Annotated in this window: 26 protein-coding genes; 13 read left to right on the top strand and 13 right to left on the bottom strand. The window is 66.1% G+C overall.

The window, feature by feature from the left end; all coding sequences use genetic code 11:
• Positions 1 to 20: 20 nt before the first annotated feature.
• From BI347_RS15695 to BI347_RS15675, 5 genes are all read left to right on the top strand, one after another.
• Positions 21 to 944, top strand: coding sequence for a branched-chain amino acid transaminase (locus tag BI347_RS15695; protein ID WP_071116283.1), 924 nt, complete (start codon positions 21 to 23; stop codon positions 942 to 944).
• A gap of 100 nt (positions 945 to 1,044) precedes the next feature.
• Positions 1,045 to 1,245, top strand: coding sequence for a zinc-finger domain-containing protein (locus BI347_RS15690; protein WP_071114494.1), 201 nt, complete (start codon positions 1,045 to 1,047; stop codon positions 1,243 to 1,245).
• Between the two features lie 118 nt (positions 1,246 to 1,363).
• Positions 1,364 to 2,401 carry a lipopolysaccharide heptosyltransferase II gene (gene waaF / locus BI347_RS15685; RefSeq protein ID WP_071114493.1) on the top strand — a complete coding sequence of 346 codons (1,038 nt, stop codon included), beginning with the start codon at positions 1,364 to 1,366 and terminating at the stop codon, positions 2,399 to 2,401.
• Position 2,402: 1 nt separating this feature from the next.
• Positions 2,403 to 2,993 (top strand): TetR/AcrR family transcriptional regulator, encoded by a 591-nt coding sequence (locus BI347_RS15680; RefSeq protein ID WP_071116282.1) that lies wholly within the window; start codon positions 2,403 to 2,405, stop codon positions 2,991 to 2,993.
• Positions 2,994 to 3,065: 72 nt separating this feature from the next.
• Entirely contained in the window at positions 3,066 to 3,764 is a 699-nt protein-coding gene (locus BI347_RS15675) for a hypothetical protein (protein ID WP_071114491.1), read from the top strand.
• A 74-nt stretch (positions 3,765 to 3,838) separates the two neighbouring features.
• Here the strand turns inward: BI347_RS15675 and BI347_RS15670 are convergent, their stop codons facing one another.
• From BI347_RS15670 to BI347_RS15660, 3 genes are all read right to left on the bottom strand, one after another.
• A complete protein-coding gene (locus tag BI347_RS15670) occupies positions 3,839 to 5,788 on the bottom strand; it encodes a helicase-related protein (protein WP_071116281.1) in 1,950 nt (649 codons plus the stop codon).
• A gap of 222 nt (positions 5,789 to 6,010) precedes the next feature.
• Positions 6,011 to 7,195: an acetyl-CoA C-acyltransferase gene (locus tag BI347_RS15665; RefSeq protein WP_071116280.1), complete on the bottom strand. Its 1,185-nt coding sequence runs from the start codon at positions 7,193 to 7,195 to the stop codon at positions 6,011 to 6,013.
• 10 nt (positions 7,196 to 7,205) lie between these two features.
• A complete protein-coding gene (locus BI347_RS15660; RefSeq protein ID WP_071114488.1) occupies positions 7,206 to 7,604 on the bottom strand; it encodes a MerR family transcriptional regulator in 399 nt (132 codons plus the stop codon).
• Positions 7,605 to 7,739: 135 nt separating this feature from the next.
• On the opposite strand from BI347_RS15660, the gene BI347_RS15655 reads away from it, so the two are divergent.
• The 7 genes from BI347_RS15655 to BI347_RS15625 all read left to right on the top strand — a co-directional run bounded on the left by BI347_RS15655 (position 7,740) and on the right by BI347_RS15625 (position 17,042).
• The gene (locus BI347_RS15655) at positions 7,740 to 8,588 is read left to right on the top strand and encodes a 3-hydroxybutyryl-CoA dehydrogenase (protein WP_071114487.1); all 849 of its coding nucleotides are present in this window, start codon (positions 7,740 to 7,742) and stop codon (positions 8,586 to 8,588) included.
• A gap of 51 nt (positions 8,589 to 8,639) precedes the next feature.
• Complete coding sequence (locus BI347_RS15650) at positions 8,640 to 10,142, top strand: CoA-acylating methylmalonate-semialdehyde dehydrogenase (RefSeq protein WP_071116279.1); 1,503 nt, start codon at positions 8,640 to 8,642, stop codon at positions 10,140 to 10,142.
• A 138-nt stretch (positions 10,143 to 10,280) separates the two neighbouring features.
• Complete coding sequence (locus BI347_RS15645; protein WP_071116278.1) at positions 10,281 to 11,441, top strand: acyl-CoA dehydrogenase family protein; 1,161 nt, start codon at positions 10,281 to 10,283, stop codon at positions 11,439 to 11,441.
• Positions 11,442 to 11,473: 32 nt separating this feature from the next.
• A complete protein-coding gene (locus BI347_RS15640) occupies positions 11,474 to 12,256 on the top strand; it encodes an enoyl-CoA hydratase (RefSeq protein WP_071116277.1) in 783 nt (260 codons plus the stop codon).
• 52 nt (positions 12,257 to 12,308) lie between these two features.
• Entirely contained in the window at positions 12,309 to 13,427 is a 1,119-nt protein-coding gene (locus BI347_RS15635; RefSeq protein WP_071116276.1) for an enoyl-CoA hydratase/isomerase family protein, read from the top strand.
• 65 nt (positions 13,428 to 13,492) lie between these two features.
• Entirely contained in the window at positions 13,493 to 14,383 is an 891-nt protein-coding gene (mmsB, locus tag BI347_RS15630) for a 3-hydroxyisobutyrate dehydrogenase (protein WP_071116275.1), read from the top strand.
• Positions 14,384 to 14,528: 145 nt separating this feature from the next.
• Complete coding sequence (locus BI347_RS15625; protein ID WP_101686136.1) at positions 14,529 to 17,042, top strand: S9 family peptidase; 2,514 nt, start codon at positions 14,529 to 14,531, stop codon at positions 17,040 to 17,042.
• Positions 17,043 to 17,455: 413 nt separating this feature from the next.
• Here BI347_RS15625 and rsgA read toward each other — a convergent pair whose 3' ends face one another.
• The 3 genes from rsgA to BI347_RS15605 all read right to left on the bottom strand — a co-directional run bounded on the left by rsgA (position 17,456) and on the right by BI347_RS15605 (position 20,791).
• Positions 17,456 to 18,481 (bottom strand): ribosome small subunit-dependent GTPase A, encoded by a 1,026-nt coding sequence (rsgA, locus tag BI347_RS15620; protein ID WP_071116274.1) that lies wholly within the window; start codon positions 18,479 to 18,481, stop codon positions 17,456 to 17,458.
• Positions 18,482 to 18,871: 390 nt separating this feature from the next.
• Positions 18,872 to 19,729 (bottom strand): carcinine hydrolase/isopenicillin-N N-acyltransferase family protein, encoded by an 858-nt coding sequence (locus BI347_RS15610; protein ID WP_071116272.1) that lies wholly within the window; start codon positions 19,727 to 19,729, stop codon positions 18,872 to 18,874.
• A 165-nt stretch (positions 19,730 to 19,894) separates the two neighbouring features.
• A complete protein-coding gene (locus tag BI347_RS15605; protein ID WP_071116271.1) occupies positions 19,895 to 20,791 on the bottom strand; it encodes an SDR family oxidoreductase in 897 nt (298 codons plus the stop codon).
• 120 nt (positions 20,792 to 20,911) lie between these two features.
• Between BI347_RS15605 and BI347_RS15600 the strand changes: the two genes are divergently transcribed.
• Positions 20,912 to 21,901, top strand: coding sequence for an AraC family transcriptional regulator (locus BI347_RS15600; RefSeq protein WP_071116270.1), 990 nt, complete (start codon positions 20,912 to 20,914; stop codon positions 21,899 to 21,901).
• On the opposite strand, the gene BI347_RS15595 is transcribed toward BI347_RS15600, so the two are convergent.
• The 7 genes from BI347_RS15595 to BI347_RS15565 form a co-directional block, all read right to left on the bottom strand.
• The gene (locus tag BI347_RS15595) at positions 21,877 to 22,629 is read right to left on the bottom strand and encodes a competence/damage-inducible protein A (RefSeq protein WP_071116269.1); all 753 of its coding nucleotides are present in this window, start codon (positions 22,627 to 22,629) and stop codon (positions 21,877 to 21,879) included. The genes BI347_RS15600 and BI347_RS15595 overlap by 25 nt on opposite strands.
• Positions 22,630 to 22,633: 4 nt before the next feature.
• Positions 22,634 to 23,116, bottom strand: a complete 483-nt coding sequence (locus tag BI347_RS15590) for a hypothetical protein (RefSeq protein WP_071114704.1) — start codon at positions 23,114 to 23,116, stop codon at positions 22,634 to 22,636.
• 2 nt (positions 23,117 to 23,118) lie between these two features.
• Positions 23,119 to 24,207 (bottom strand): beta-N-acetylhexosaminidase, encoded by a 1,089-nt coding sequence (nagZ, locus tag BI347_RS15585; protein ID WP_071116268.1) that lies wholly within the window; start codon positions 24,205 to 24,207, stop codon positions 23,119 to 23,121.
• A 129-nt stretch (positions 24,208 to 24,336) separates the two neighbouring features.
• The gene (gene acpS, locus BI347_RS15580) at positions 24,337 to 24,714 is read right to left on the bottom strand and encodes a holo-ACP synthase (protein WP_071116267.1); all 378 of its coding nucleotides are present in this window, start codon (positions 24,712 to 24,714) and stop codon (positions 24,337 to 24,339) included.
• Positions 24,714 to 25,445 carry a pyridoxine 5'-phosphate synthase gene (pdxJ, locus tag BI347_RS15575; protein ID WP_071114707.1) on the bottom strand — a complete coding sequence of 244 codons (732 nt, stop codon included), beginning with the start codon at positions 25,443 to 25,445 and terminating at the stop codon, positions 24,714 to 24,716. The genes acpS and pdxJ overlap by 1 nt, the downstream gene beginning before the upstream one ends.
• A gap of 25 nt (positions 25,446 to 25,470) precedes the next feature.
• Positions 25,471 to 26,208, bottom strand: coding sequence for a DNA repair protein RecO (gene recO / locus BI347_RS15570; RefSeq protein ID WP_071114708.1), 738 nt, complete (start codon positions 26,206 to 26,208; stop codon positions 25,471 to 25,473).
• Complete coding sequence (locus BI347_RS15565) at positions 26,205 to 26,495, bottom strand: hypothetical protein (protein ID WP_071114709.1); 291 nt, start codon at positions 26,493 to 26,495, stop codon at positions 26,205 to 26,207. Before BI347_RS15565 ends, recO begins: the two co-directional genes overlap by 4 nt.
• Positions 26,496 to 26,500: the final 5 nt, after the last annotated feature.

Genomic DNA, 26,500 nt, shown 5'->3' with positions numbered 1-26,500 from the left:
CAACACAGGAGAGTACCGAGATGTCGATGGCTGATCGTGACGGATATATTTGGTTTGACGGCAAGCTGGTGGACTGGCGCGACGCCACCACCCACGTCCTGACCCACACCCTGCACTACGGCATGGGCGTGTTCGAAGGCGTGCGCGCCTACGAAACCCCCAAGGGTCCAGCCATTTTCCGTCTGCAGGACCATACCGAGCGCCTGTTCCGCTCCGCCAAAATCCTGGGCATGGCCCTGCCCTTCACTCCGGAACAGGTCAACCAGGCCCACCTGGACGTGGTCAAGGCCAACGGCCTGAAATCCTGCTATTTCCGTCCGATGGCCTTTTACGGCTCCGGCAAGCTGGGCGTGGCCCCGCTGAAGAACGACGTGCAGATGATCGTGGCCGCCTGGCCGTGGGGCGCCTATCTGGGCGAGGAAGGCCTGGAAAAAGGCATCCGCGTGAAGACCAGCTCCTTCACCCGCCACCATGTCAACATCACCATGTGCAAGGCCAAGGCCAACGGCAACTACATGAACTCCATCCTGGCCAACAACGAAGCCACCGCCGACGGCTACGACGAGGCGTTGCTGCTGGATGTGGACGGTTTCGTGGCCGAAGGTTCCGGCGAAAACATCTTCATGGTTCGCAAGGGCAAGCTATATACTCCCGACCTGACCAGCGCGCTGGAAGGCATCACCCGCGACACCGTGGTGCAGATCGCCGCCGAAATGGGCCTGCAACTGGTGGAAAAGCGGATCACCCGCGACGAGGTATACAGCGCCGACGAAGCCTTCTTCACCGGCACCGCCGCCGAAGTCACGCCGATCCGCGAACTGGACCGTCGCCCGATAGGCAACGGCAGCCGCGGCCCGATCACCGCGGAAATCCAGAAGCGCTACTTCAACATCGTCAAGGGCCAGGACGCCGAACACGAACACTGGCTCACTTACGTAAAATAAGCGGTAGAATCCGCAGCGCGCGCCAGCCAGCATGCGGCCCCGCGCCGCGCTGCTGGCACACGTTTTTCGGACGCCCCGCTTGCTGCAACCAGGAATGACCATGACGGAACTCAAAGAAAACACCGAACGCTATATTGAAGTCACCCAGCACGACCTGCCGCTGCATTGCCCGATGCCGGACATGAAGGCGTGGAACTCGCACCCGCGCGTCTACCTGCCGGTGCAGCAGACAGGCGAGGCGCTCTGTCCCTACTGCGGCACCAAATACAAGCTGGTCGGCCCGGTCAGCCATCACCATTAAGGCTTTCGACCGCGTCGACTGCAAAGGGTGTGGCGCTGGCCACACCTTTTTTGCTTGCCGCCGCCAAATGCAAGCCGGCTGGCCCCAGCCGGCTTGCATTTGGAACCGGAAGCACCACATGAAGAAAAAAATCCTGGTCATCGGCCCCTCCTGGGTCGGTGACAGCGTAATGGCCCAGCCCCTGTACCGACGCCTGCACCAGCGCCATCCGGAACTGGAGCTGCACGTGTTCGCGCCGTCCTGGACCTTGCCGCTCTTGGCGCGGATGCCGGAAGTGGCCAAATCCCACCTCAATCCCTTTGGCCACGGCGCGCTGCGTCTGATGGAGCGCTGGAGGGTGGCGCGCCAACTGGCGCGCGAAGGCTTCGACCAGGTCATCGTGCTGCCCAACTCGCTGAAGTCGGCGCTGATTCCCCTGTTTGCCGGCATTCCGCTGCGCACCGGCTTTCTGGGCGAATCCCGCTACGGCTTTCTCAACGACAGCCGCGAACTGGACGAGCACGAACTGCCGATGATGGTGGAGCGCTTCTGCGCGCTGGCGGAAGACAAGAAGCGACCGCTGCCCCGCCCCATCCCCAATCCCCGCCTCAGCGCCGACCCCGCAGTGCAGAAACTGGTCGCGCAACGGCTGGGGCTGGATGTTGGCCGCCTCATCATCGCCTTCTGTCCCGGCGCCGAGTACGGCCAGGCCAAGCGCTGGCCCGCGCGCCACTTCGCCGAACTGGCGCGCCGCTTCGACGCCGCCGGCTACGCGGTATGGCTGTTCGGCTCCGGCAAGGACAAGGAGATAGGCGAGGAGATTTCCCGGCTGTCGCAGGGCTGTGCCGTCAACCTGTGCGGCGCCACCGGCCTGGAGGAGGCGATAGACCTGATCGGCCTGTGCTCGCTGGCGGTCTGCAACGACTCTGGCCTGATGCACGTCGCCGCCGCGCTGGACAAGCCGCTGGTGGCGCTGTACGGCTCGTCCAGCCCGGACTTCACCCCGCCCTTGTCCGACCAGGCCGCGGTGGTGTCGCTGAACCTGGACTGCAGTCCCTGTTTCGAGCGCAGCTGCCCTTACGGCCATACCGACTGCCTGGAGAAAATGCAGCCAGACATGGTGTGGCAGGCTGCGCAGGGCCTGCTTTCCCCGCCCCCCAACCAGATCCGGGACTGAAATGAGCGCAGCGGAAACTCCTAAGCAACCCGAAGAAAACACCCGCCGCATGGAGCTGGTCCGCGCGGCGGCGATGCTGTTCCGCGACCAAGGCTACGAACGCACCACGGTGCGCGACCTTGGCAACGCCGTCGGCATGCAATCCGGCAGCCTGTTCTACCACTTCCGCACCAAGGAGGAGATCCTGGTTGCGGTGATGGCGCTGGGCATCAGTAGCACCACCGAACAATTGGCCGAAGCCATCTCGCAGGCCGGTAGCCTGCGCGAACGGTTGGCCGCGCTGTTCCGCGTCCACCTCAACTCGCTGCTGGGCGACAACCAGGCCGCGCTGGAAGTGATGCTGTACGAATGGCGCAGCGTGTCGCCATCGGCCAAACCCGGCCTGATCGTGCTGCGCGACCGCTACGAGGCGCTGTGGCAGCAGGTGCTGGACGAAGCCGCGCTGGCCGGCTTGGTGAAACAGGATACCCGCTTGCTGCGGCGCACCCTGCTGGGCAGCCTGCACTGGACCGTGCAATGGTATCGCCGCGACGGAGAATTGGACGTGGATGCGTTGGCGCAACACATGCTGCAGCTGGTATTGCTGAAATAAGCAGCAAAAATTTCCACGGAAAGATAAAAAGTGTTCTAATATCAGCGATATAGGAACATTGGGACTGTAGCCATGGCAAACATCGCCAGCGTAGGCAATCCTGCGACGCAACCTCTGTATACCGGACTCAACACCCGGCAGGTACAGTCGTCGCTGGAAAATGCCCAGCCCGCCGTGCAGCAAACCGCGAGCCCGCCGCAAACTCAGGTCGCCGTACGGCAGAACCCGGACACCGCACGGGTGGAACAGCAACTGCAGCAGCAGCTGGCCAACAGTCAAAGCCAGCAAACCCAACAGGCTCAGCAAGCGCAGGCAGCTGCCGCGACGCCTGTCAGCGCTCAAGCGGCAACCCCGCAGGTCAACCCGACACAGGTCAACAACTCCGCATCGGTACTTGCCACCAACCCGCAGCCAAGCACTGCGGCCGCAATCGCCCCGGCGGTAAATGGCAATACGGCTCCGACTACTGCCGCGCCGACCCAGCCGGCCCAGGCCAATGCCACCGCCAACAACAATGCGGCGACTCAGGCCACCGCCACGCAAACCGCGCAGGCGGCCAATCAGCCGGCGGCGGCTCAACAACTGACGACCCCGCCGCAGGCACCCACGCCCGCTCAAACCGCAACCGCGCCGGCAACCCAGGCGACGCAGTCGGTCACCCAGGCGCAACAGCGCACCAATGGTGGGCAGCTGGCGGTATCGCAGTATCAGGCCAACCAGTCGCTGCTGCAACCCAGCATCTCCAGCACCAATATTTCCACCACGGCCTGAGCCGCGCAGCATTGCCAGACAAAGCCCCGCAAACCGCGGGGCTTTTCTCATGGTTCAAACGCAGGGAAGCGCGATCAGCGCCGATGGCGGCTGCCCGGCTTGCGGGACGCAGGCTCGGCTCCGCCTCTGCCCTTGCGCTTCTGCGAGTTCTGCACCTGCAGCAACGCGTCGATGCGCTCCGACGTTGATTGCATCAACAGCTGCGCCATCTCGCCATCCGGGAAGGTATCCGGCATGCGGTAGGCCAGCCAGGCATACGCGGCATAGAGTTTGCAGCTGTCTTCCAAATACTGCAGTTCGTTGCGGCCGCCGCTGCCCACCATGCGCAACAGCGGCGCGGTCCGCTTGCGGGCGCGCTGCTCCGCCCAGTCATGCAGCGCGGTCTCCAACATGGCGATCTTAGTGGACACCGGGCACAGGCTGAAGGTGAAGCGGTCGGCCAGGCTCAACGGCAGCGCATCCAGCCACTCCGCCTTGGCCATCTGCTCGGACAGGTTGGCCGGCAGGAAGAATTCGTCATGCACATTGATGTGCCGGGCAAACAGGCTCAGCAGCGACTTGAGCTTGCCTTCGCCGGTCGCCTCGGCAATCGCCTCCAGATACTTCAGCCCGGGCGCGACAAAAAAGCCGCTTTCCGGCAGGGGCTCCGGCTTCTGACGCAACAGAGCGGAGATGGTTTTATGGGTCACACCGTCGAAACCGGCGACGAAACCGGTTTCATGCTTGCCGAAACGCCCCGCCCGGCCGGCGATCTGCTTGGCCAGCGCCGCCTGGATCACGCCCTCGGCATAGCCGTCCCACTTGCTGGCGGTGGTGAAAATGATGCGTCGCGCCGGCGTGTTCAGGCCCATGCCGATGGCGTCGGTGGCCACCACCACCTGCGTCTCCCCGGCCACGAAGCGCTCGGCCTGCGATTGCCGGACTTCCGGCGACAAATTGCCATAGATCGCCGACACCGACAGGCCTTGCTCGATCACCTTGTCGCGCCAGTTCAGCACCTCGCGGCGGGAAAAGGCGATCAGCACGTCGCCGGGCCGCAGGTTCTTCAGCGACAACAGCGGCGCCTTGTCCATCTGCAGCGCCGTCTTGCGCTCCAGCGTGCGCACTTCCAGCGTGCCGCCTACCCGCGCCACCAGCGATTCTATCGCCTCGCGCGCTTCGGGCGCGCCCACCAGATAGATGGTTTGCGCCGGCACGCCGCACACGGCTGCGGTCCAGGCCGCGCCGCGGTCGGGGTCGTCCAGCAGCTGGATCTCGTCGATCACTGCCACCTCCACCTGCCGCTCCGGGTTCAGCATTTCCACCGTGCTGGCAACGTGGGTGGCATCCGGATGCAGCTTGCGCTGCTCGCCGGTGATCAGGCTGACGGCGATGCCGGCCTGTTGCAGCCGGGTATAGTTTTCCAGAGCCAACAGGCGCAGCGGCGCCAGATAGACGCCGCTCTTCGCCTTTTGCAGATGCTCCATCGCCGCGTGGGTCTTGCCGGAATTGGTCGGCCCCAGTACCGCGATGAAGTGGCGCTGCATCGCGTAGGCGGTGGCGAACGATTCTGGATAAAGCGACAGATTGACCGCGTCACGGGTCTTGGCGACCGCCTGGCTGACGTTTTGCTGGCTACGCGCGGCAGCCACCCGGTCAAGCGTGATTGTGCAGCGCGCCTTGGCCCGCTCGTACTTGGCCAGGAAGGCGCTGAGCACGCGCAGATGATCGACCCCCTGCACCTCGAACACCTGGCGCGCGCAGGCCGCCAGCTGCCCCTCCATCTTCAACCGGGCGGCGTCGTTCCAGCGCTCCTTCACCAACGCGAGGCGCGCCTCGGCGTCCAGCTTGCGCCATTTGCCGCTCTTGCCCAAAAAGCCCTCGTCCGGCACCAGATGATAGGGAATGCGCTGGCCATTCAGTTCGAGCTCGCCATGCACCGAAACCGCATGGCTGCCCTCGGTGGTGACGATGGTGGCGTTGTGCGCCGCCAGGTAGTCGTCCAGCTGGATTTCGGGCGGCAACGCTTCTATGGTGTCGGTCATGACGGCTTTCGTGTGCAGGGCTAAAGGGGGGCGATGATAGAACAGCCGGCGGCAAACTGCCACTCAGGCATTATTGCCTGCCGCCGGATTGAAAGATACCGCCCGCGCCGGCGCAAGCCGCCTGCCGGCACGGAAGAGGCTGTTTGGCGAACGATGGCCATCGGAAAAACAGGCTGCCGGATCGCTCCGGCAGCCTGCTGTCCATGCTGGCGTTTGCGCGGTTTACACCAGTTCCACCGCCAGCGCGGTGGCCTCGCCGCCGCCTATGCACAGGCTGGCCACGCCGCGCTTGCCGCCGTACTGTTTCAGCGCCGACAGCAAGCTAATCACGATGCGGGCGCCGGATGCGCCGATGGGATGGCCCAGCGCGCAGGCGCCGCCGTGCACATTAACCTTGTCGCGCGGCAGCTTCAGGTCGTGCATCGCCGCCATCGCCACTACCGCGAAGGCCTCGTTGATCTCGAACAGGTCGATATCCGCCACCTGCCAGCCGGTCTTGGCCAGCAGCTTCTCGATGGCCCCCACCGGCGCGGTGGTGAACCAGCCCGGCTCCTGCGCGTGGCTGCTGTGCGCCACCACGCGCGCGATCGGCTTCAGGCCGCGCTTGGCCGCCTCCGCCGCCGTCATCAGCACCAGCGCCGCGCCGCCGTCGGAGATGGAGCTGGCATTGGCCGGGGTGACGGTGCCGTCCTTCTTGAACGCCGGCTTCAGCGTAGGAATCTTGTCCAGGTTGGCCTTCAGCGGCTGCTCGTCGCTGTCCACCACGGTGTCGCCGCCGCGGCCCGGCACCGTCACTGCCGCGATCTCGTCCTTGAAGCGGCCATCGCGAATCGCCGCCTGGGCGCGGGTGAGCGAGCCGATGGCGAACTCGTCCTGATCCTGGCGGCTGAAGCCGTATTTCTCGGCGCACTGTTCGGCGAACACGCCCATCAGCGTGCCCTTCTGGTAGGCGTCTTCCAGGCCGTCCAGGAACATATGGTCCTTGATCTCGCCGTGTCCCAGGCGCAGGCCACCGCGCGCCTTGGGAACCAGGTAGGGCGCGTTGCTCATGCTTTCCATGCCGCCGGCCACCACCACCCGGCCATTGCCGGCCAACAGCTGGTCATGCGCCAACATCAGCGCCTTCATGCCGGAGCCGCACATCTTGTTGACCGTGGTGCAGGGCACCGCCAGCGGCAGACCGCCGCCCAGCGCGGCCTGGCGCGCCGGCGCCTGGCCCTGGCCGGCTGGCAGCACGCAGCCCATGATCACTTCGTCCACCTCGCCAGCGGCCACGCCGGCACGCTCCACCGCCGCGCGGATGGCCGCGGCGCCCAGCTGGCTGGCGGCCAGCCCGGCCAGCGCGCCCTGAAAGCCGCCCATGGCGGTACGCGCCATGCCTACGATCACGATTTCCTGCTGTTGCATGACTGCTCCTTTATGCTTGGTTGTGGCCGTTGACGCGCTTGTCCAGGGCCTTTTCGCACTGGCCGCGCAATTGGCCGATTTCCGTCAGCACCACCTTGATGTCTTCCATCTGTTCCAGAAGCTGCTGTTCCTTGCGCGCCAGGATGCGGATGAACTCCTGCAATTGCGGCGCATCGTCGTGCGCCGCGTCGTACAAGGCGAACAACTCGCGGATCTCCTGCAAGGACAGCCCAATGCGCTTGCCGCGCAGGATCAGCATCAGCCGCACCCGGTCGCGGCGGTTGTAAATGCGCCTCTGCCCCACCCGCTCCGGCTCCAGCAGGCCCTGATCCTCGTAGAAGCGTATGGCGCGGGTGGTGATGTCGAATTCCTGCGCCAGCTCGGTGATATTGAAAACCTGCTCCGCCATGCATCCCGCTCCCCGACTGTAGTACTGCGGCCATGGGCGCCACAGTTGGCTGGTTTATGCTCATTGTCTGTTGACGTTGACGTAAACGTCAAGTTATCGTGATCAACAATAGAGCAAATAATCCAGGAGAGCCAGATGAGCAAGAAAATCGGTGTGGTGGGCGCAGGCACGATGGGCAACGGCATCGCCCAGGTGTTTGCGATGAAAGGCTTCGACGTGCAGCTGGCCGACGTCAGTGACGCCGCGCTGGTGAAAGGCATCGCCAACATCAACATCAGCCTGCAGCGGATGGCCAAGAAAGAGTTGATCGCGGAGGCCAACATCCCGGGCATCGTCGCCCATATCCGCGCCACCACCAAGCTGGCCGACCTGGCCGGCTGCGACGTGGTGATAGAAGCCGCCACCGAGAACGCCGCGATCAAGGAGCAGATTTTCCGCGAGCTGGACGCCGCCGTCGGCGCCGGCTGCGTGCTGGCCTCCAACACCTCGTCCATCTCGCTCACCCGCATCGCCAGCTGGGTCAGCCATCCGGAGCGGGTGGTGGGCATGCACTTCATGAATCCGGTGCCGGTGATGCAGCTGGTGGAGATCATCCGCGCGCTGCAAACCGGCGACGAGGCCTACCAAAGCGTGTTCCATCTGTCGCAGGCGCTGGGCAAGACCCCGGTGACGGTAAAGGACGGGGCCGGTTTCGTCTCCAACCGCATCCTGATGCCGATGATCAACGAAGCCGCCTTCGCGCTGTTTGAAAATCTGGCCACGGCGGAAGACATCGACACCGTGATGAAGCTGGGCATGAACCACCCGATCGGCCCGCTGGCGCTGGCCGACCTGATAGGCCTGGACACCTGCCTGTCCATCATGGACATCCTGCACCGAGAATTCCGCGACAGCAAATACCGCGCCTGCCCGCTGCTCTCGCAGCTGGTGCAGGCCGGCCATCTGGGCCGCAAGAGCGGCAAGGGCTTCTACCGCTATGACTGAGCCGGCCGCGGGCCAAAGAACGCAGCACCCTATAATCGAGGAGGCAGTGCAATGAACCAGGCAGTCCCCAGCGTCAAACTGTTGATCAACGGCGAGTTCGTCGAGTCCCGCAGCCAGGAATGGCGCGACATCGTCAACCCGGCCACCCAGCAAGTGCTGGCGCGCGTGCCGCTGGCCACCGCAGACGAAGTGAGCGCCGCCGTCGCCGCGGCCAAGGAAGCGTTCAAAACCTGGAAGAAGACCCCCATCGGCGCCCGCGCCCGCATCTTCCTGAAATATCAGCAGTTGATCCGCGAAAACATGAAAGAACTGGCGGCCATCCTCACCGCCGAGCAAGGCAAGACCCTGGCCGACGCCGAAGGCGACATCTTTCGCGGCCTGGAAGTGGTGGAGCACGCCGCCAATATCGGCACGCTGCAGATGGGCGAATACGCCGAGAACGTGGCCGGCGGCGTCGACACCTACACGGTGCAGCAGCCGCTGGGCGTTTGCGCCGGTATCACCCCGTTCAATTTCCCGGCGATGATCCCGCTGTGGATGTTCCCGATGGCCATCGCCACCGGCAATACCTTCGTGCTCAAGCCGTCCGAACAAGACCCGATGGTGACGATGCGGCTGGTGGAACTGGCGCTTGAGGCCGGCATTCCCAAGGGCGTGCTCAACGTGGTGCACGGCGCCGCCGATGTGGTCAACGCCATCTGCGATCATGCGGACATCAAGGCGGTGTCCTTCGTCGGCTCCACCAAGGTGGGCACCCACGTCTACCAGCGCGCCACCCTCAGCGGCAAACGCGCGCAATGCATGATGGGCGCCAAGAACCACGCCATCGTGCTGGCGGACGCCAACAAGGAACAGGCGCTGAACCAGCTCACCGGCGCGGCCTTCGGCGCCGCCGGCCAGCGCTGCATGGCGCTGACCGTGGCGGTGCTGGTGGGCGAGGCGCGGCAATGGATACCCGACTTGGTGGCCAAGGCCAAATCGCTGAAAGTGGGTGCGGGCAAGGACAATCTGGACCTGGGGCCGTTGATCTCCTGCGCCGCCCGCGAACGAGTGGAGAGCCTGATCGCCAAGGGCGTCGAGCAAGGCGCGAAGCTTGAGCTGGACGGTCGCGGCGTCAAGGTGGCCGGCCATGACAGCGGCAATTTCGTCGGCCCCACCATTTTCTCCGGCGTGAAACCCGGCATGGCCATCTACGACCAAGAAGTGTTCGGCCCGGTGCTATGCCTGGTCGCCGCCGACACCCTGGACGAAGCCATCGCCATCATCAACGCCAACCCCAACGGCAACGGCACCGCCATCTTCACCCAGAGCGGCGCGGCGGCGCGCAAGTTCCAGGAAGACATCGAGGTGGGCCAGGTGGGCATCAACGTGCCGATCCCGGTGCCGGTGCCGCTGTTCAGTTTCACCGGCAGCCGCGCGTCCAAGCTGGGCGACCTTGGACCCTACGGCAAACAGGTCATCGCTTTCTACACCCAGACCAAAACCGTCACCAGCCGTTGGTTCGATGACGAGGCCAGCAACGGCAAGGTGCACACCACCATCTCGCTGCGCTAACCCTTTATCTACGCGCCGCCGGAGATTGACCCTCGCCCTTTGCGGGAAAGGGGCTGTGGAGAGGGGAAGCGCAAGCGCGCCCCTCTCCGTCCTCTCTCCCGGGAGAAGGGAAACATCCGGCGGCCACAGGAGCTTTGCATGAATTTCGCACTCACCGAAGACCAGATCGCCTTTCAGGAAAGCGCGCGCGATTTCGCCGAACGCGAACTGGCGCCCCATGCCGCGGAATGGGATGCCGAATCCACCTTCCCGCTGGACGTGATCCGCAAGAGCGGCGACATGGGCTTTCTCGGCCTGTACACCGCGGAAGCTTACGGCGGCCTGGGCCTGCCGCGGCTGGATTCCGCCATCATCTTTGAAGAGCTGGCCGCGGGCTGCACCTCCACCGCCGCCTATCTCACCATCCACAATATGGTCAGCTGGATGATTTCCAGTTTCGGCGGCAAATCCCTGGCCGAAAAATGGGTGCCGCGCATGGTCGCCGGCGAAGTGCTGGGCAGTTACTGTCTGACCGAGCCGGGCGCCGGCTCCGACGCCGCCTCGCTGAAGACCCGCGCCGACAAAAAGGGCGAGGTCTACGTGCTCAACGGCGGCAAGATGTTCATTTCCGGCGCCGGCAGCACCCAGGTGCTGCTAGTGATGGCCCGTACCGGCGGTCCCGGCGCCAAGGGCATCTCCGCCTTCGTGGTGCCGGCCGACGCGCCCGGCGTCGGCTACGGCAAGAAGGAAAAGAAAATGGGCTGGAACAGCCAGCCCACCCGCGCCATCACCTTCGACAATGTCGAGATCCCGCTGGAAAACCGTCTGGGCGAGGAAGGCCAGGGCTTCGCCTTCGCCATGAAGGGCCTGGACGGCGGCCGCATCAACATCGCCACCTGCGCGGTAGGCACCGCCCAGGCCGCGCTGAACGCGGCGCAGCGCTACGTGCAGGAGCGCCAGCAGTTCGGCCAGCCGCTGGCCGAACTGCAAACCGTGCAATTCCGCCTGGCCGACATGCTGACCGAACTGGTGGCGGCGCGGCAGATGGTGCGCCTGGCGGCGTGGAAGCTGGACAGCGGCAGCCCGGACGCCTCCACTTATTGCGCGATGGCAAAGCGCCTGGCCACCGATCTGAGTTTCAATATCGCCAACAACGCGCTGCAACTGTTCGGCGGCTACGGCTATCTGCAGGACTTCCCGCTGGAGCGCCATGTGCGCGACCTGCGCGTACACCAGATACTGGAAGGCACAAACGAGGTGATGCGCATGATCATCGCCCGCAAGCTGCTGCAGGCCGGCGCGCTGGAAACGCTGCGCTAGACGCCCCCCCATCGATAAAAGGAATACGCAAGATGAACACATACGCCCACCTGAACGTGGAAAAACGCGGCCACACCGCCGTCGTGACCATAGACAACCCGCCGGCCAACACCTGGAACCACGCCAGCCTGTCGGCGCTGAAGCAACTGGTGGCCGACCTCAATGCCGACCGCGACATCTACGCGCTGGTAATCACCGGTCAAGGCGAAAAATTCTTCTCCGCGGGCGCCGACCTCAATATGTTCGCCAACGGCGACAAGAAGGTGGCCACCGAGATGACCATGCTGTTCGGCGAAGCGTTCGAAGCCCTGTCAGCCTTCCGCGGCGTCAGCATCGCCGCCGTCAACGGCTATGCGATGGGCGGCGGCCTGGAGTGCGCGCTGGCCTGCGACATCCGCATCGCCGAGGAGCAGGCGCAGATGGCGCTGCCGGAAGCCAGCGTCGGTCTGCTGCCCTGCGCCGGCGGCACGCAAAACCTGCCGTGGCTGGTGGGTGAAGGCTGGGCCAAGCGGATGATACTGTGTGGCGAGCGCGTCAACGCCGCCACCGCCGAGCGTATCGGCCTGGTGGAGCAGGTGGTGGCCAAGGGCGAGGCGCTGGAAACCGCGATCCAGCTGGCCGAGGGCGTGGCCAAGCAATCGCCGTCGTCCGTCGGCGTATGCAAAAAACTGGTTCAGGCCGCCCGCCAGCAGGCCCCGGCCTGGAACCTGATCAAGGAACGCGAAGCCTTCATCAAGCTGTTCGACACCCACGACCAGGGCGAAGGCACCCGCGCCTTCCTGGAAAAGCGCGCGCCCAACTGGAAGAACGCCTGATTCCCTTCACCCCGGCCGGGCCTGGACCGGCCGCAGTCCGATGAGGTCAACCATGCAAGACGTGGTACTGTTTGACGAAATCGCCACCCGCGCCGGCCAGCGCATCGCCATCGCCACCCTCAACGCCGAAAGATCGCTGAACGCGCTCAGCCTCGACATGATCCGCCTGCTGGACGCGCGGCTTACCATCTGGCAGCGCGACGAAGGCATCGTCGCGGTGGTGCTGCGCGGCGCGGGCGAACGCGCGTTCTGCGCCGGCGGCGACGTGCGCGGCCTGCGCGAAAAACTGCTGGCCGAACCGCACTACCCGCATCCCTACGCCGTGGACTTCTTCACCGAAGAATACACGCTGGACCACCGCATCCACTGCTACCCCAAACCGCTGATCGTATGGGGCAGCGGCATCGTGATGGGAGGCGGCCTGGGCTTGATGGCCGGCGCCGGCCACCGCGTGGTCACTTCCGCCACCCGCATCGCCATGCCGGAAATCACCATCGGCCTGTACCCGGACGTGGGCGGCAGCTGGTTCCTGCAGCGGATGCCGGCCCGCCTGGGCCTGTTCCTGGCGCTGACCGGCGCGCCGCTCAACGCCCGCGACGCGCTGATCGCCAACCTGGCAGATCATGTGCTGGCCGCCGACGCCTATCCGGAGCTGCTGCAGACGCTGCAGGAGGCCGACTGGAGTGGAGACGCTTCCAACCATCCCTCCCGCGTCAGCGCGCTGCTAAACCAGCTGGAAGGCAAGCTGGGCGACGCGCTGCCCGCCTCCAATGTGGAACGCAACCTGCTGGCGGTGCACCGGCTGATGAACCGCGGCGACCTGGCCGCCGTCGGCGCCGCCTTGCTGGAGACCGCGTTTGAGGATCCGTGGCTGGCCGACGCCGCCAAGAACTTCCGCCACGGCAGCCCCACCTCCGCCGCCGTCAGCTGGGAGATGCTGCGCCGCGCCAAGCACATGTCGCTGGCCGAGGCGCTGCGGATGGAGCTGGTATTGTCGCTCAACTTCTGCGCGCGGCCCGATTTTGCCGAAGGCGTGCGCGCGCTGCTGGTAGACAAGGACCGCAACCCGCGCTGGAGCCGGCAGCTGGCCGATATCGACCAAAGCTGGATAAACGGCCACTTCGCTTCGCCATGGCGCGACGCCGACCACCCGCTGGCCGCACTGAAGTAAGCATCCGGACAGGGCCGGCCGACAGCCGGCCCGCAAAACAACAGCAAGAAACAGAGGAGAACCGCATGGAAAACATCGCCTTCATCGGCCTGGGCAATATGGGCGGCCCGATGGCCGTCAATCTGCTGAAGAAGGGCTTCCCGGTCAGCGTCTTCGACCTGTCGGCCGAAGCGATGGCAAAGGCCGCAGCCGCCGGCAGCCGCGCCGCAAACAGCGCTGCCGATGCGGCCAGCGGCGCCAGCGTGGTGATATCCATGCTGCCGGCCGGCAAGCACGTGGCCGCATTGTATCTGGGCGAGGACGGCCTGTTCGCCAAGCTGGCCAAAGGCACGCTGGTGATAGACTGCAGCACCATAGACGCCGGCACCGCCCGCAGGGTGGCCGAAACCGCCGCGGCTCAGGGCCTCGCCATGCTGGACGCCCCGGTGTCCGGCGGCACCGCCGGCGCCGCCGCCGGCACCCTGACCTTCATCGTCGGCGGCGCGGTGGAAGCCCTGGCCCGCGCCCGCCCGCTGCTGGAGGCGATGGGCAAGAACATCTTCCACGCCGGCGGCGCCGGCTCCGGCCAGACCGCCAAGATCTGCAACAACATGCTGCTTGGCATCCTGATGGCCGGCACCGCCGAGGCGCTGTCGCTGGGTGTGAAGAACGGCCTGGACCCCAAGGTGCTGTCGGACATCATCAGCAAGAGCTCCGGCCGCAATTGGGCGACCGAGCTGTACAACCCCTGGCCGGGCGTGATGGAGAATGCGCCGGCCAGCCGCAACTACGCCGGCGGCTTCATGTCCGAACTGATGCTGAAGGACCTGGGCCTGGCCGAGGAAACCGCGATGCAGAGCCATGCCGCCAACCCGCTGGGCGCGCTGGCGCGCAATCTGTACGAAGAGCATGTGCAGCAAGGCAACGGCAAGCTGGACTTCTCCAGCATCCTCAAGCATTTCCACGCGCTGGATTAATCCCGCCGTTGCAGGATTCTCTCCTGCTTATGACGTGTGATACATTGACCATCGGCTCCCGACGGGAGGCCGGCGCAAGCCGCCTCCCGTTTTGCATCGGATGAACGCCGCCCCGGCCGCGACCGGGATCATAACAAGGAAAACCATGTCTACATCGCCCACTCTGACGCGCGTCGCGATCGCCGCGTTGACAGTTCTCGCCGCGCCGGCCTTCGCCGCCGGCTATCAGCAACCGCCCAAGAACATTCTCGACGTGATGCGCGCTCCGGCGCTGCCTGCCCCCAGCGTCAGCCCCGCCAAGAACGCGATGCTGCTGGTAGCCTGGCAGGAATATCCGTCCATCGCGCGCGTGTCCACTCCCTATCTGCGCCTGGCCGGCACCCGCGTGGAACCGCGCAACCACAGCAAACACGATACCCCGGGCGGCTACGGCATCCCCCCGTGCGCGGAAAGCTTCAAGCTGGTGAGCATCCCGGCCGGCAAGGAAACCCCGGTCGCGCTGCCGGCCAACGCCTGCCCGAGCGCGCCGCAATGGTCGGCCGACGGCAAGCGCTTCGCCTTCGCCAACGTCGCGCCGGACGCAGTGCAGCTGTGGGTAGGCGACGCCGCCACCGGCAAAGTACGCCAGATTCCGGGCGTCAAACTCAACCCCATGCTGGACGGCGAGCTGCAATGGATGCCGGATCAGAAAACGCTGCTGGTCAAGACCGTGCCCGCCAGGCTTGGCCCGCCGCCGCAGCGGCCGCTTACTCCGGAGGGCCCCAGCATCCAGGAGGCCGACGGCGAAAAAGGCCAGAGCAGCACCTACGAAAACCGCGACACCCTGAACAGCACGCACGACGAAGCGCTGTTCGACTACTACGCCGCCTCGCAACTGGCCCTGGTCGACGTCCAGAGCGCCAAGCTCACCCCGCTGGGGCAGCCGGCGCTGTTCGATGCGGTGGACGCCGCACCGGACGGCAAGCACGTGCTGGTATCCACCGTGCGCAAGCCCTACTCCTACGTCACCACCTACGAGCGCTTCCCGCATGAGGTGCAGGTATGGGATGTGAGCCAGTCCTCGCGCATCGCCATCCACACGGTCGCCTCGCTGCCGCTGGCCGACCGCGTGCCGGTGCACGGCGAACCGCTGGGCCCGCGCGACTTCGCCTGGCGCGCCACCGACCCTGCCACGCTGATCTGGGCCGAAGCGCTGGACGGCGGCGACTGGCAGAACAATGCGCCCAACCGCGACAAGGTGATGCTGCAAAAAGCCCCGTTCACCGCCGCGCCGGTGGAAATCCTGCGCACCCCAATGCGCTACGCCGGCATCGAATGGAGTGAAAGGCCCGACACCGCGCTGCTGACCGAATACGACCTGAACCGCCACTGGCGCAAGACCCATATCGTCAATATCGACCAGCCGCGACAAGCGCCGCGCCTGCTGTGGGACTTGTCGATGGATGAAAAATACACCGCCCCCGGCAGCCCGGCGCTGCGCGTGCTCGCCAATGGCCAAAGAGTGATCCGCCAGGACGGCGACTTCATCTACCTGAACGGCGCCGGCGCCTCGCCGCAAGGCAACCGGCCCTTCCTCGACCGCCTCAGCCTCAAGACTCTGCAGAGCGAACGGCTGTTCCGCAGCGACAAATCCGCTCTTGAGCGCGCCATCTCGCTGACCGACGGCGGCACCATTCTCACCTGGCGGCAAACCCCGACCGAAGCGCCCAACGCCTTCCTGCGCAAGCTGGGAGCGCCGGTCAACGCCGACAAGGGCGAGGCGGTCTACGCATCCACCCCCGTCGCCGTCACCCATATCGCCGACCCGACGCCGGAACTGCGGCAGATCAAGAAGCGCTTGGTGAAATACAAGCGCGCCGACGGAGTGGAGTTGTCGTTCACGCTGTACACGCCGCCGGGCTACCAGGAAGGCACCCGCATCCCGGCCATCCTCAACGCCTATCCGCTGGATTACGCCGACGCCGCCAGCGCCGGCCAGATCAGCGGCTCGCAGCAAACCTTCACCCGCCTCTACCAGTACAAATATCTGCTGCTGGCCGGCTACGCCATCATCGACCAGGCATCCTTCCCCGTCATCGGCGATCCCAAGGCCGCTTACGACAGCTACCAGGAACAGCTGGCGGCAGACGCCAAGGCCGCGGTCGACACCGCGGTGCAACTGGGCGTGGTGGACCCGGACCGCGTGGCCGTCACCGGCCACAGCCACGGCGCGCTGATGACTGCCAATCTGCTGGCCCATACCGACCTGTTCCGCGCCGGCGCCGCCACCAGCGGCTCCTACAACAAGACGCTGACGCCGTTCGGCTTCCAGAGCGAGCGCCGCTCGGTGTGGGAAGCGCCGGAGGTATACCGCCAGGTATCCACCTTCTTCTACGCCGACAAGCTGAAGACGCCGATCCTGATCGTGCACGGCGCCGACGACGCCAACCCAGGCACCACCCCGCTACAGGCCAGCAAGCTCTACGAAGCCATACGCGGCAATGGCGGCACCGCCCGCCTAGTGATGCTGCCGCATGAGCCGCACTGGTACGCGGCGCGCGAATCCAACGAGCAGCTGGTCTATGAAATGCTCAACTGGTTCGACAAGTACGTAAAGAACGCGCCGCCGCGCGCGGCCAAAACCGCGCAGAGCGGCCAACCTGCCGCGCAGCAGCCTTAAGCGACATGCGCCCCAGCCACCGCCGGGGCGCTTTTCAACTCGCTGCGCCCAGACAGATCGCAGACGCCCCCTCTCATGCGATCCGGGTCCAGCAAAAAACCGCGCCACACCCGGCGCGGGCCACCGGTCAGCCAGCCTCCGGCTCCAGATCCATGCCATCCTTTTCCAAATCGAATCGGACAAACTAGACATCATCGACCAGCCGTCCATTCACCCTATCGTTATCCGGCAGCAACCGGGCACGGACAAAACCAGTCGAAAACTCTTGCGCCGCAGGACTGGAGCCCAGCACGCTGGACGATCCGCCTTAGCTCCCTTACGAAGACCAAACTGCGGATCCCCCGATCGCGCAGGGATCCGAAGTCTCCATCGGCCGCTAGGACTCGGTGGACCGCCCCTTTGGGGTATCCGTCCTACCGCCGCCGCGACGCCTTGCTTCTCACCTTCCACTCCCGCCGCTGTTGCTGGCGCTGCAAGGCTGTCTGCTCGGTCCGCCGCATTTCGCGCTGCAGCTTGTGGTAATTGAGCAGCCGGTCGTTCGCCACCGCCCCGCGCACCGCGCAGCCGGGCTCCAGCTTGTGGCTGCAGTCGCGGAACTGGCAACGCGCCGCCAGTTCCGCGATGTCGGCGAAGCTGCTGGCCAGCGTCTCCTCATCCAGCGGCGCCTGCAGGCTGCGCACGCCGGGCGTGTCTATGATGCAGCTGCCGTCCGGGCACTGCAGCAGGCTGCGCGCGGTGGTGGTATGGCGGCCGCGGCTGTCATCCTCCCGCACGCCGCCCACCGCCTGCGCATCCACGCCCAGCAGGGTGTTGCTGAGCGTGGACTTGCCGACGCCGGATGAGCCCAGCAGCACCAGCGTCTGCCCCGCCCCCAGCCAGGGCTGCAAGGCCCCGCGGCAGGCCGGGTCGGTGGCGTTCAGCAGCAATATCGGCGGCAAAGGCCGCAGCCTGGTTTCCAGCTCCTCCACCTTCCGTTCGGCGTCTGGGCACAGATCGACCTTGCTCAGCACCACCACAGGCGCCACGCCCGCCGATGCGGCCAAGCCCAGGTAACGCTCCAGCCGGCGCGGATTGAAATCGCCGTCCAGCCCCATCACCAGCAAGGCTGTGTCGACATTGCTGGCATACAGCTGGCGCACGCCGTCGTCGCCCACCCGCGCCAGCTGGTTGAATGGCTCCAGCCGTTCCAGCAGGCGCCAGGGGCCGGCGGCTTGCGGCTGGACCAATGCCCAATCCCCCACCGCCAGCTGTCCATGCAAGGACGGCAGGACCTGCGCCCGCCTCTCCTCGTCGCCGTCATGCAGCCAGAAACAATCGCGCTGCACGCGGCTGACACGGCACAGGGTGGCGTCGGCATCGCCGGCTTGCGCCAGCGCTTGTCGCAACAACAACGGCGTCAGGCCGATAGCGGCCAGGCGCGGAAAATCGAAATTCAGCATTGGAACTCCTGAAGGCGCACGCAAGCCGACACGATGCAAGACCAGGCTGCGAATGCGTTCTTGGAAATGGTATGGGGGCGCCTGCCAGGCAGGCGGTGCTACCGCGCGGAGGCGGTGGAAGGGAAATGCTGGAGGACGGCGGCCCGAGCGGCGCCGCTTACGACGAGAAGGCGGTCAAAACGGGAAAAACCAACGAAGACAAGACGTCCGTTCAGCCAGCATGCCCTTGCGCGCAGGTATCGAATCTATCCATGGAGTTCTCCTTGAGGCTGGAAGATCGACAATTATGCCAACGGCAAAATAGAAAGGCAAGCCGGTCATGATTGCTCCCCGCGCGGAGAGGCATGAGCGCGCATCCAGCCTGGCGCTGGCCGAATCAAGCATGCCCTCCTACGGCAGCAGCCGCTGCCCGGCTTGCCGCCAGAAAGCCGCATCCAGAACATAAGCGCGCGCAATCGGCTCCGCGCCGGGATTGGCTAGCACCAGATGCAGCCTGGGAGCCGCATTGACGGGCAGGGAAACTTGCCAACTGGCCAGCGTATGCTCGCGGCCGCTGCGCCACAGGCTGTCGTCCGGGCCGTCATGGCGGTCCTGGCTGATGGCGGAGAATTCCGCCCGGGTGTGGGATGGCTGGACGGACAACAGGCTGTCGATGCGGGAGAGTCGGCTGGCGCTGCTGCGGCCTATCGACTGGGGCTGATCCAGCAGGCCGGCGTCGCGGTAGTGGTTGGTGTGGGTGAGCACGCCATTGGCCTCCCGCTGCAGGCGGTAGCGGCCATGCTGGCCGACTTCCACCAGCATCAGGCCAGTCGGGTCGGCCAGTTGCAGGAATACCGGCCGGGCATGGCCGAATAGTTTGCCGGCGTCCGCCGCCACCGCGTCCAGCGTGGCGTAGCGGCGCAACAACTGGCTCATCGCGCCATGCTCGCCGGCCTCTCCCGCCCGGGCTTCGCGCGGCAAGCTGCTGGCGGAGGCGCTGACCACCGACAGGCCTTGCTGATTGACGCCGGCCTTGATGCCGGGCGCGCGGCTGCCGTCGGCGAACAGGCCCAGGTAGGCGAAGCCGCTGACCGGATGGACCAGCCGCAACGACTGCTGGTGGTCCGGCTTCCAGTCGCGGTTCTTGGCCAGCAGGGTGCCTTCGCCGCCAGCGCTGGCGCTTCCGGCCGCGCCCCACAGCGTGCAAGCTGCGGCCGGGCCATGCAGCAACCAAGTCAAGCCGGCGGCCAAAATGAGAACTTTGCGCATGCCGCCTCCCGGCAGGAGTGAAAAGGAAAGGTCCGCCGGCTCCGCTTCGCAGCAAATCCCGAAACCCGTTGGCCGATTGTGATCCGCCCATGGCGCCACGGCAAGGCCCGGCGCGCCGGACCGCGGCCATAAGCCAAGACGGCCGGCGGTCACGATACCGCCGACTCAGCCGGCGAAATAGCCGTCGCGATCCAGGTCTGGAATCAATGCAAATTGCGTTGGCCGCCACCCCAGCGCCTCCCGCGTCGCCGCGCTTGACGCCGGGCAGTCCAGGCCGACGAATCGCGCCAGCCAGCCAAAGTGCTCGGCGGCTTGCTCCGCCGACATCGCCGCAAGCGGCACCTTCAGCCGCCGGGCAATGACCTCCGCGATCTCCCGCACCGGCACCCCCTCGTCGGCCACCCCGTGATACCTGGCGCCTGGCGCCCCCTTTTCCAGCGCCAGCCGGAACAGCCGGGCGGCATCCAGTCTGTGCACCGCGGGCCAGCGATTGAGGCCGGCGCCCACATGCGCCGAAACGCCCTTCTCCCGCGCCAAGCCGATAAGCGCGGGCACAAAACCGTGATCGCCGTCGCCGTGAACCGAGGGCGGCAGCCGCAGCAACGACACCGCCACGCCGCGCGCCGCCACCGCGGCCGCCGCCTCGTCCGTCGCTACCCGCGGGAAGGACTCGGCATCGAAGGCCGGCTGATGTTCCTCCAGCGCCAAGCGGCCTTGCGCCAGCAGCGCGGTGCCGGAGGTGATGACCAGAGGGCGGCCGGAACCCGCCAGACCGTCGCCCAGCGCCGCGATGGCGCGCCGGTCTATCTCGCAATTGGCCTGGAACCGGGAAAAATCGTGAATGAAGCCGGTATGGATCACGCCATCCGACCGCGCGGCCCCGTTGCGCAGGCTGTCGAGATCTTCCAGATCCCCTCTGTGCGCCTGCGCGCCTGCGGCGACGAGCGACTTGGCCGCCGCATCCGAGCGCGCCAGGCCCGATACCTGGTGGCCCGCGTCGATCAGCTCCCGCACCACGGCGGAGCCGATAAAGCCTGTTGCGCCGGTGACGAATACTCGCATGATATTTCTCCTTTGCCGTCCTGGCCGCGGTCGCGGCCTATGACAAACAATATAGCGGCTTGGAAAAAGACGATCCATGCTATAGAGTCCATATTATCTTCGTTATCGTCCGGGTATCCGATGGATCCGCTCTCAGAAGTGCTATCGCTGCTGAAACCCCGCAGCTATATCTCCGGCGGTTTCGACGCCGGCGGAAAATGGGCCATCCAGTTTCCGCCCCACCAAGGCATCAAATGCTATGCCGTGGTGGCCGGACAATGCTGGCTGGCGGTGGAAGGCGTTGCCGATCCGGTGCGGCTGAAAGCGGGCGACTGCTTCCTGCTGTCCAGCGGACGGCCTTTCCGCCTGGCCAGCGACCTGGCGCTGACGCCCGTCGACGCCCGCGCGGTTTTTTCCGCCGCGCAGGGCGGCTGCATCGCCTCCTGCAACGGCGGCGGGGATTTCTTTCTGGTCGGCGGGCACTTCACTCTTGACGGCCATCACGCCGGCATCCTGCTGGGAGAAATGCCGCCCATCGCCCATATCCGCCGGGAAACCGACCAGGCGGCACTGCGCTGGTCGCTGGAACGGATGGGACAGGAGTTGCGCGAGCGGCGGCCCGGCTGGTTGCTGATAGCGGAGCACCTCGCCCACGCCATGCTGGTGCAGGCGCTGCGGCAGCATCTGGCGGAAGCGCCGGCAGGCGGTGTGGGCTGGCTGTTCGCCCTGGCGGACAAACAGATGAGCGCGGCGATCCACGCCATCCACCACGATCCGGCGCAACGCTGGACCATCCAGAAACTGGCCGAGCACGCGGGCATGTCGCGATCGAGCTTTGCGCTGAAATTCAAGGAAACGGTCGGCGTCGCGCCGATGGAATACCTGACGCGCTGGCGCATGCTGCTGGCCGGCGACCGGCTGGCGAATTCCGGCCAGCCGATTTCCGTCATCGCCCCCGCGCTCGGCTACGAATCGGAAAGCGCCTTCAGCACCGCGTTCAAGAGAGTGATGGGTTGCTCGCCGCGGCAATACAGCCGCGCCCGCGGCCGGCAATCCGGTGCGGCCGCGGCCGAAGCACCGGCCTTTTCGCCGCCGCCAGCGCCGCCTCAGCCTCTGGTCTTCAACTCATAGCCCTTTTCCTTCAACGCCTTTTCCCATTCCGCCAGCGCGATCTCAACCAGCGCCGGCTGGCCGCTGAAGCCGAACTCGATGTGCATCTCGGGGATGGCGTCGTTGCCGAAGCTGGGCAAGCTGGACAACCTCAACGCCGGGTAGCGGGCGGTGAAATCCTGCATCAAGTCGATCAGGTCCCCTTCGCGGGCCTTGACGGCGATACAGCCGCGCTCCACGTCGGGACTGTCGTTGAACAGCTGGCGGTAATGCGTGTCCAGCACCCATTCCGCCATCGGCCAAGCCATGCTGGGAAAGCCTGGCACGAAATGGACATGGCCGCGGGAGAAACCCGGCACCTGGTTCACCGGATTGGGAATGATGTCGGCGCCTTGCGGATAATGGCCCATCAGGATGCGGTGCGGGTAGGCTTCCGCGCCGAAACGGGCTTCGAGGATCTCCTTCGCCTGCGGATGCAGCTCCAGCGGCACGCCCAACGCGCGGGCGGCGCAGGCGCGGGTATGGTCGTCCGGTGTCGCGCCGATGCCGCCGAAGCTGAACACCAGATCGCCGCAGACGAAGACGCGGCGCAAGGCTGCTTCGATGCGGCCGGGATCGTCGCCCAAGTATTCCGCCCAGCCTAGCTTCATGCCGCGCGCGGCCAGGATACGGATCAGCGCCTGCATATGCTTGTCCTGGCGCTTGCCGGACAAGAGTTCATCGCCAATGATCAATGCGCCAACTTGCATGGTGTCACTCCGGTGTGGCTGCGCCCTGCTCCAGCATGCGCCGGCAGACGGCGTAGCAATCGTCGATATGGGAATTGCCGATGTATTTCATCGCCGCGAAGCCTATTGCGGCATTGGCCGCCCAGCCCAGCAAGGGCGCCAGCTTCAACGCCTGCTTGGCGGCCAGCCTGCCGGCCACCTTCTTTAGCACGGCCGCCAGCAGGGTGCGGGTGACTTCCATTCCCAGCAGCGCGCTGCCGGCGCGGCGTATCATCTGATACAGCAGCTGCTTGCGCGCCGCGTCGTAGCCGGCCATCTGCCCCGGCGCCACGCCGAAACGCTGGTTGATGGCCGGGATCAGCTGCAGCAGGATGGCGACGTCCGCCGCCGCATCCAGGCCGGGCAGCGGCAAGGCGGATGCGCCGGCGGAGAGCGAAGCGCGGCCGGCCACCATCCGCCGGCACTCGTCGCGGATGGCGTCCAGCTCCTCCAGGCTTTGCGGCAGCATGGTCAGTGCGCCTCGCCCACTTGCGGGCCGGCCAATGCGTCCTTCGGCATGGCCAGTTGCCTCACCACCGCCTGCGCGGCGGCAAAATCGGCCGAGGCGACAATCTGCTGCCAACTCCCGGCGCTGCTCTTGGCGGCCATCCGCTCCAGACGGTCGGCCAGACGCGGCTGCGGCGGCGGAGCCAGCGCGGCCAGCATCGTATCCGCCTCTTCCGGCTGGTTGCAAACCAGCACCATGTCGCAACCGGCCGCCAGCGCGGCGTCGGCGCGCTGCACGTAGCTGCCGGCGCCGGCCGCGCCAGCCATGTCCAGCGCGTCGGAAAAAATCACACCGTCAAAACCCAACTGGCCGCGCAACACATCCTGCAGCCAGACGCGCGAGAAGCCCGCCGGCTGGCTGTCCACCGCCGGGTACAGCACGTGCGCCGGCATCACCGCGCCCATGCCTGCCTCGGACAGACGGGCAAACGGCACCAGGTCGTCGCGGCGGATTTCCGCCAGGCTGCGGTCGTCCTGCGGCATCAGATGGTGGCTGTCCCCCTCCACATAACCATGGCCGGGATAATGCTTGCCGCAGCTGGCCATGCCACCGCGGCCCAGTCCTTGCTGCAAAGCCTCGGCCAGTTCCGCCACCGCCTCAGGATTGCGGTGGAAAGAACGGTTGCCTATCACCGCGCAGCGGCCCCAGTCTATGTCCAGCACCGGGGTGAAGGACAGGTCCACGCCGCTGGCCGACAGCTCCGCCGCCAGCACATAGCCGACGGTTTCAGCCAGTTTCAGCGCCTGGCTGCGGTCGGAGTCCCAGGCTTCGCCCAACACATTCATCGGCGGCAGGCGGGTGAAACCATTCAGGAAGCGCTGCACGCGGCCGCCTTCATGATCGACCGCGATCAACAGGTGCGGGCTGCGCAAGGCGCGGATCTCCGCGGTAAGCGCGCGCAGTTGCTGGACATTCTGGAAGTTGCGGCGGAACAGGATCACGCCGCCCACCAGCGGGTGGCAGAGGCGCGCGCGCTCCTGCTCGGTGAGCGAGAAGCCCGCGACGTCCACCATCACCGGGCCGCGCGGGAGATTCAATCGGGAGTTTGTCATGGATATGGTCCTCGACCCATTAGGCGAAAACCCGGCCTGCCGGGCCATTTCGCCTGGATATTGCAAGTTATGGCCGCCGACAGCCCGGCGGCATTCGCCGGCGATCAGGCGCGTTCTGGGACTTCCGCCCTACGACTCCAATACGACGAAGGCCAGCGCGTGGCCGCGCTCGTCGCTGATAGTCAGGTGCATGCCCTTGACGCCGCGCGCGGCGGCAAAGGCCGCCAACTCTTCAGACAAGACCAGCAAGGGCTTGCCGAGTTCATCATGGCCAACGCCTATCGCCGTCAGCAGCGCCGGCGCCACCACGCCGGTGCCCAGCGCCTTGGCGAAAGCCTCCTTGGCCGCGAAGCGCTTGGCCAGGAAGCGCGCCGGATCGGCGCTGGTCTCGAAGGCGGCCTGCTCACCCGCGGCCAGCATGCGCCGTCCCAGCTTGTACGACCAGCGCTCGAACATCGCCTGCATGCGGGCGATTTCCACCAAATCGGTGCCGATGCCGTAGATCATTAAAGTCCCTGGCGGCCTTCGATCATCAATGCCTTCATCTCGCGCACCGCCTGCGGGAAACCAACGAACAGCGCGTGGGCGACGATGGCGTGGCCGATGTTCAGCTCGGCGATCTGGGCGATGGCGGCGATCGGCTTGACGTTATGATAGTTGAGGCCGTGGCCGGCGTTGACCACCATGCCCAGCCTGGCGCCGAATTCGGCAGCATCCCTGATGCGCGCCAACTCGGCCTCGCGAAGGGCGGCGTGCGGCGCGTCGGCATAGGCGCCGGTGTGCAGCTCGATCACGCGGGCGCCGGCTTCAAACGCCTTCTGAATCTGGGCGCGGTCGGGATCGATGAAGATGGAGACTCGCGCGCCGGCCTCGCTCAGCTTGCCGGTGTAGTGGCGAACCTCATCGAAGTGGCCGATCACGTCCAGGCCGCCCTCGGTGGTGACTTCCTCGCGCTTTTCCGGCACCAGGCAGACGTCTTCCGGCGCAACCTGCAAGGCGTGCGCCAGCATCTCCGGCGTCATCGCCATTTCCAGATTCATCCGGGTCTTCAGCACCGGACGCATCGCCTTGACATCCGAGTCCTGGATATGGCGGCGGTCTTCTCTCAGATGCAGGGTGATCAGGTCGGCGCCGCTGCTCTCGGCCACCAGCGCGGCCTCCACCGGGCTGGGATAACGGGTGCCGCGCGCCTCGCGCAGGGTGGCGACGTGGTCGATGTTTACGCCCAACAGTATCATTTGCTTCTCCCTTGTCTTGGCGCCATCAGTCCGACAGGGACTGGATGGCCTGCAATAATTCCCGCGCCGCCAGCGGCTCGTCGCCCAACAGCGCGTCCAGCCATAGCCGGCTGAGCAGCCGAGCCTGCTGGCGGGTGGCGTGGTCGGAATAGTCGTCGGCGTCTATCGCCCGCAGCGCCGCGCCGGAAAGCCGCGCCACCTTGCCGGCCAGGTCCGCGTCCGGATGCGGGTCGGGCTCCGGCATGGCGGCGTTGCGGCACAGGTAATAGCGCTCCGCGGCTATCTCGTCGCCGCGGCTGTCCCGCTTGAGCGACGGCGCATAGCCCAACGCCTGGCTCAGCCGCAGCTCGTAGCGGCGCAGCACCGGCGCCAGCGATGGCCTGGCGGCCAAGTCGCGCACTGCGGCGTCATAAACGGAAAAAGCCCGCGGCTCGGGATCGTCCCGCGCGGTGAGCTTCATCATCAGTTCGTTCAGGTAAAAGCCGCAGACCAGCGGCAGGCCGGTCAGCGGCCGCACCCCCCCCTCCCAGTCGGCGCTGTGCAGGGTGCGCAGCTCGCCCTTGCCGAACCAGGACAGGATCAGTGGCTGGAACGGCAGCAGCACGCCGCGCAGATCGGAGCGCGGCCGCCGCGCACCGCGCGCCACCAGGCTGAAACGGCCATGGTCGCGCGTCAGGACTTCCAGCAGCAGGCTGGTTTCGCGGTAAGGCAGGGTATGCAGGATGAAACCCGGCTGCTTGTCCACCCGGCCCGGCTGGCTCATGCGATGGCCGCCTGCGGCGCCACCCGGCTCACCACAAAGGAAAACGGCTGGCGCCACGCTTCGCGGCCCAGCCTTTGCTGCGACAGCTGCTCGACGCGGGCGCGCCAGGCGGCTATCGCCTCCACCGTGTCCCAATAAGTGACCTGGCCCTCGCCGCCCAGATAGCCCGGCTGCACCGCGGCCAGCCGCAACACGCAACGCGCCAGCTCAGGCTGCGCCGGCTCCCCGGCGACAAGGCTCACCGCCCAGCAGGCCAGGGCCGGCGGCGCATCGATGGTGATTGCCACGCTTG

This window comes from Chromobacterium sphagni (genome assembly GCF_001855575.1).
Classification (GTDB): Bacteria; Pseudomonadota; Gammaproteobacteria; order Burkholderiales; family Chromobacteriaceae; genus Chromobacterium; species Chromobacterium sphagni.
This window is presented reverse-complemented; position numbering and strand designations above follow the sequence as displayed.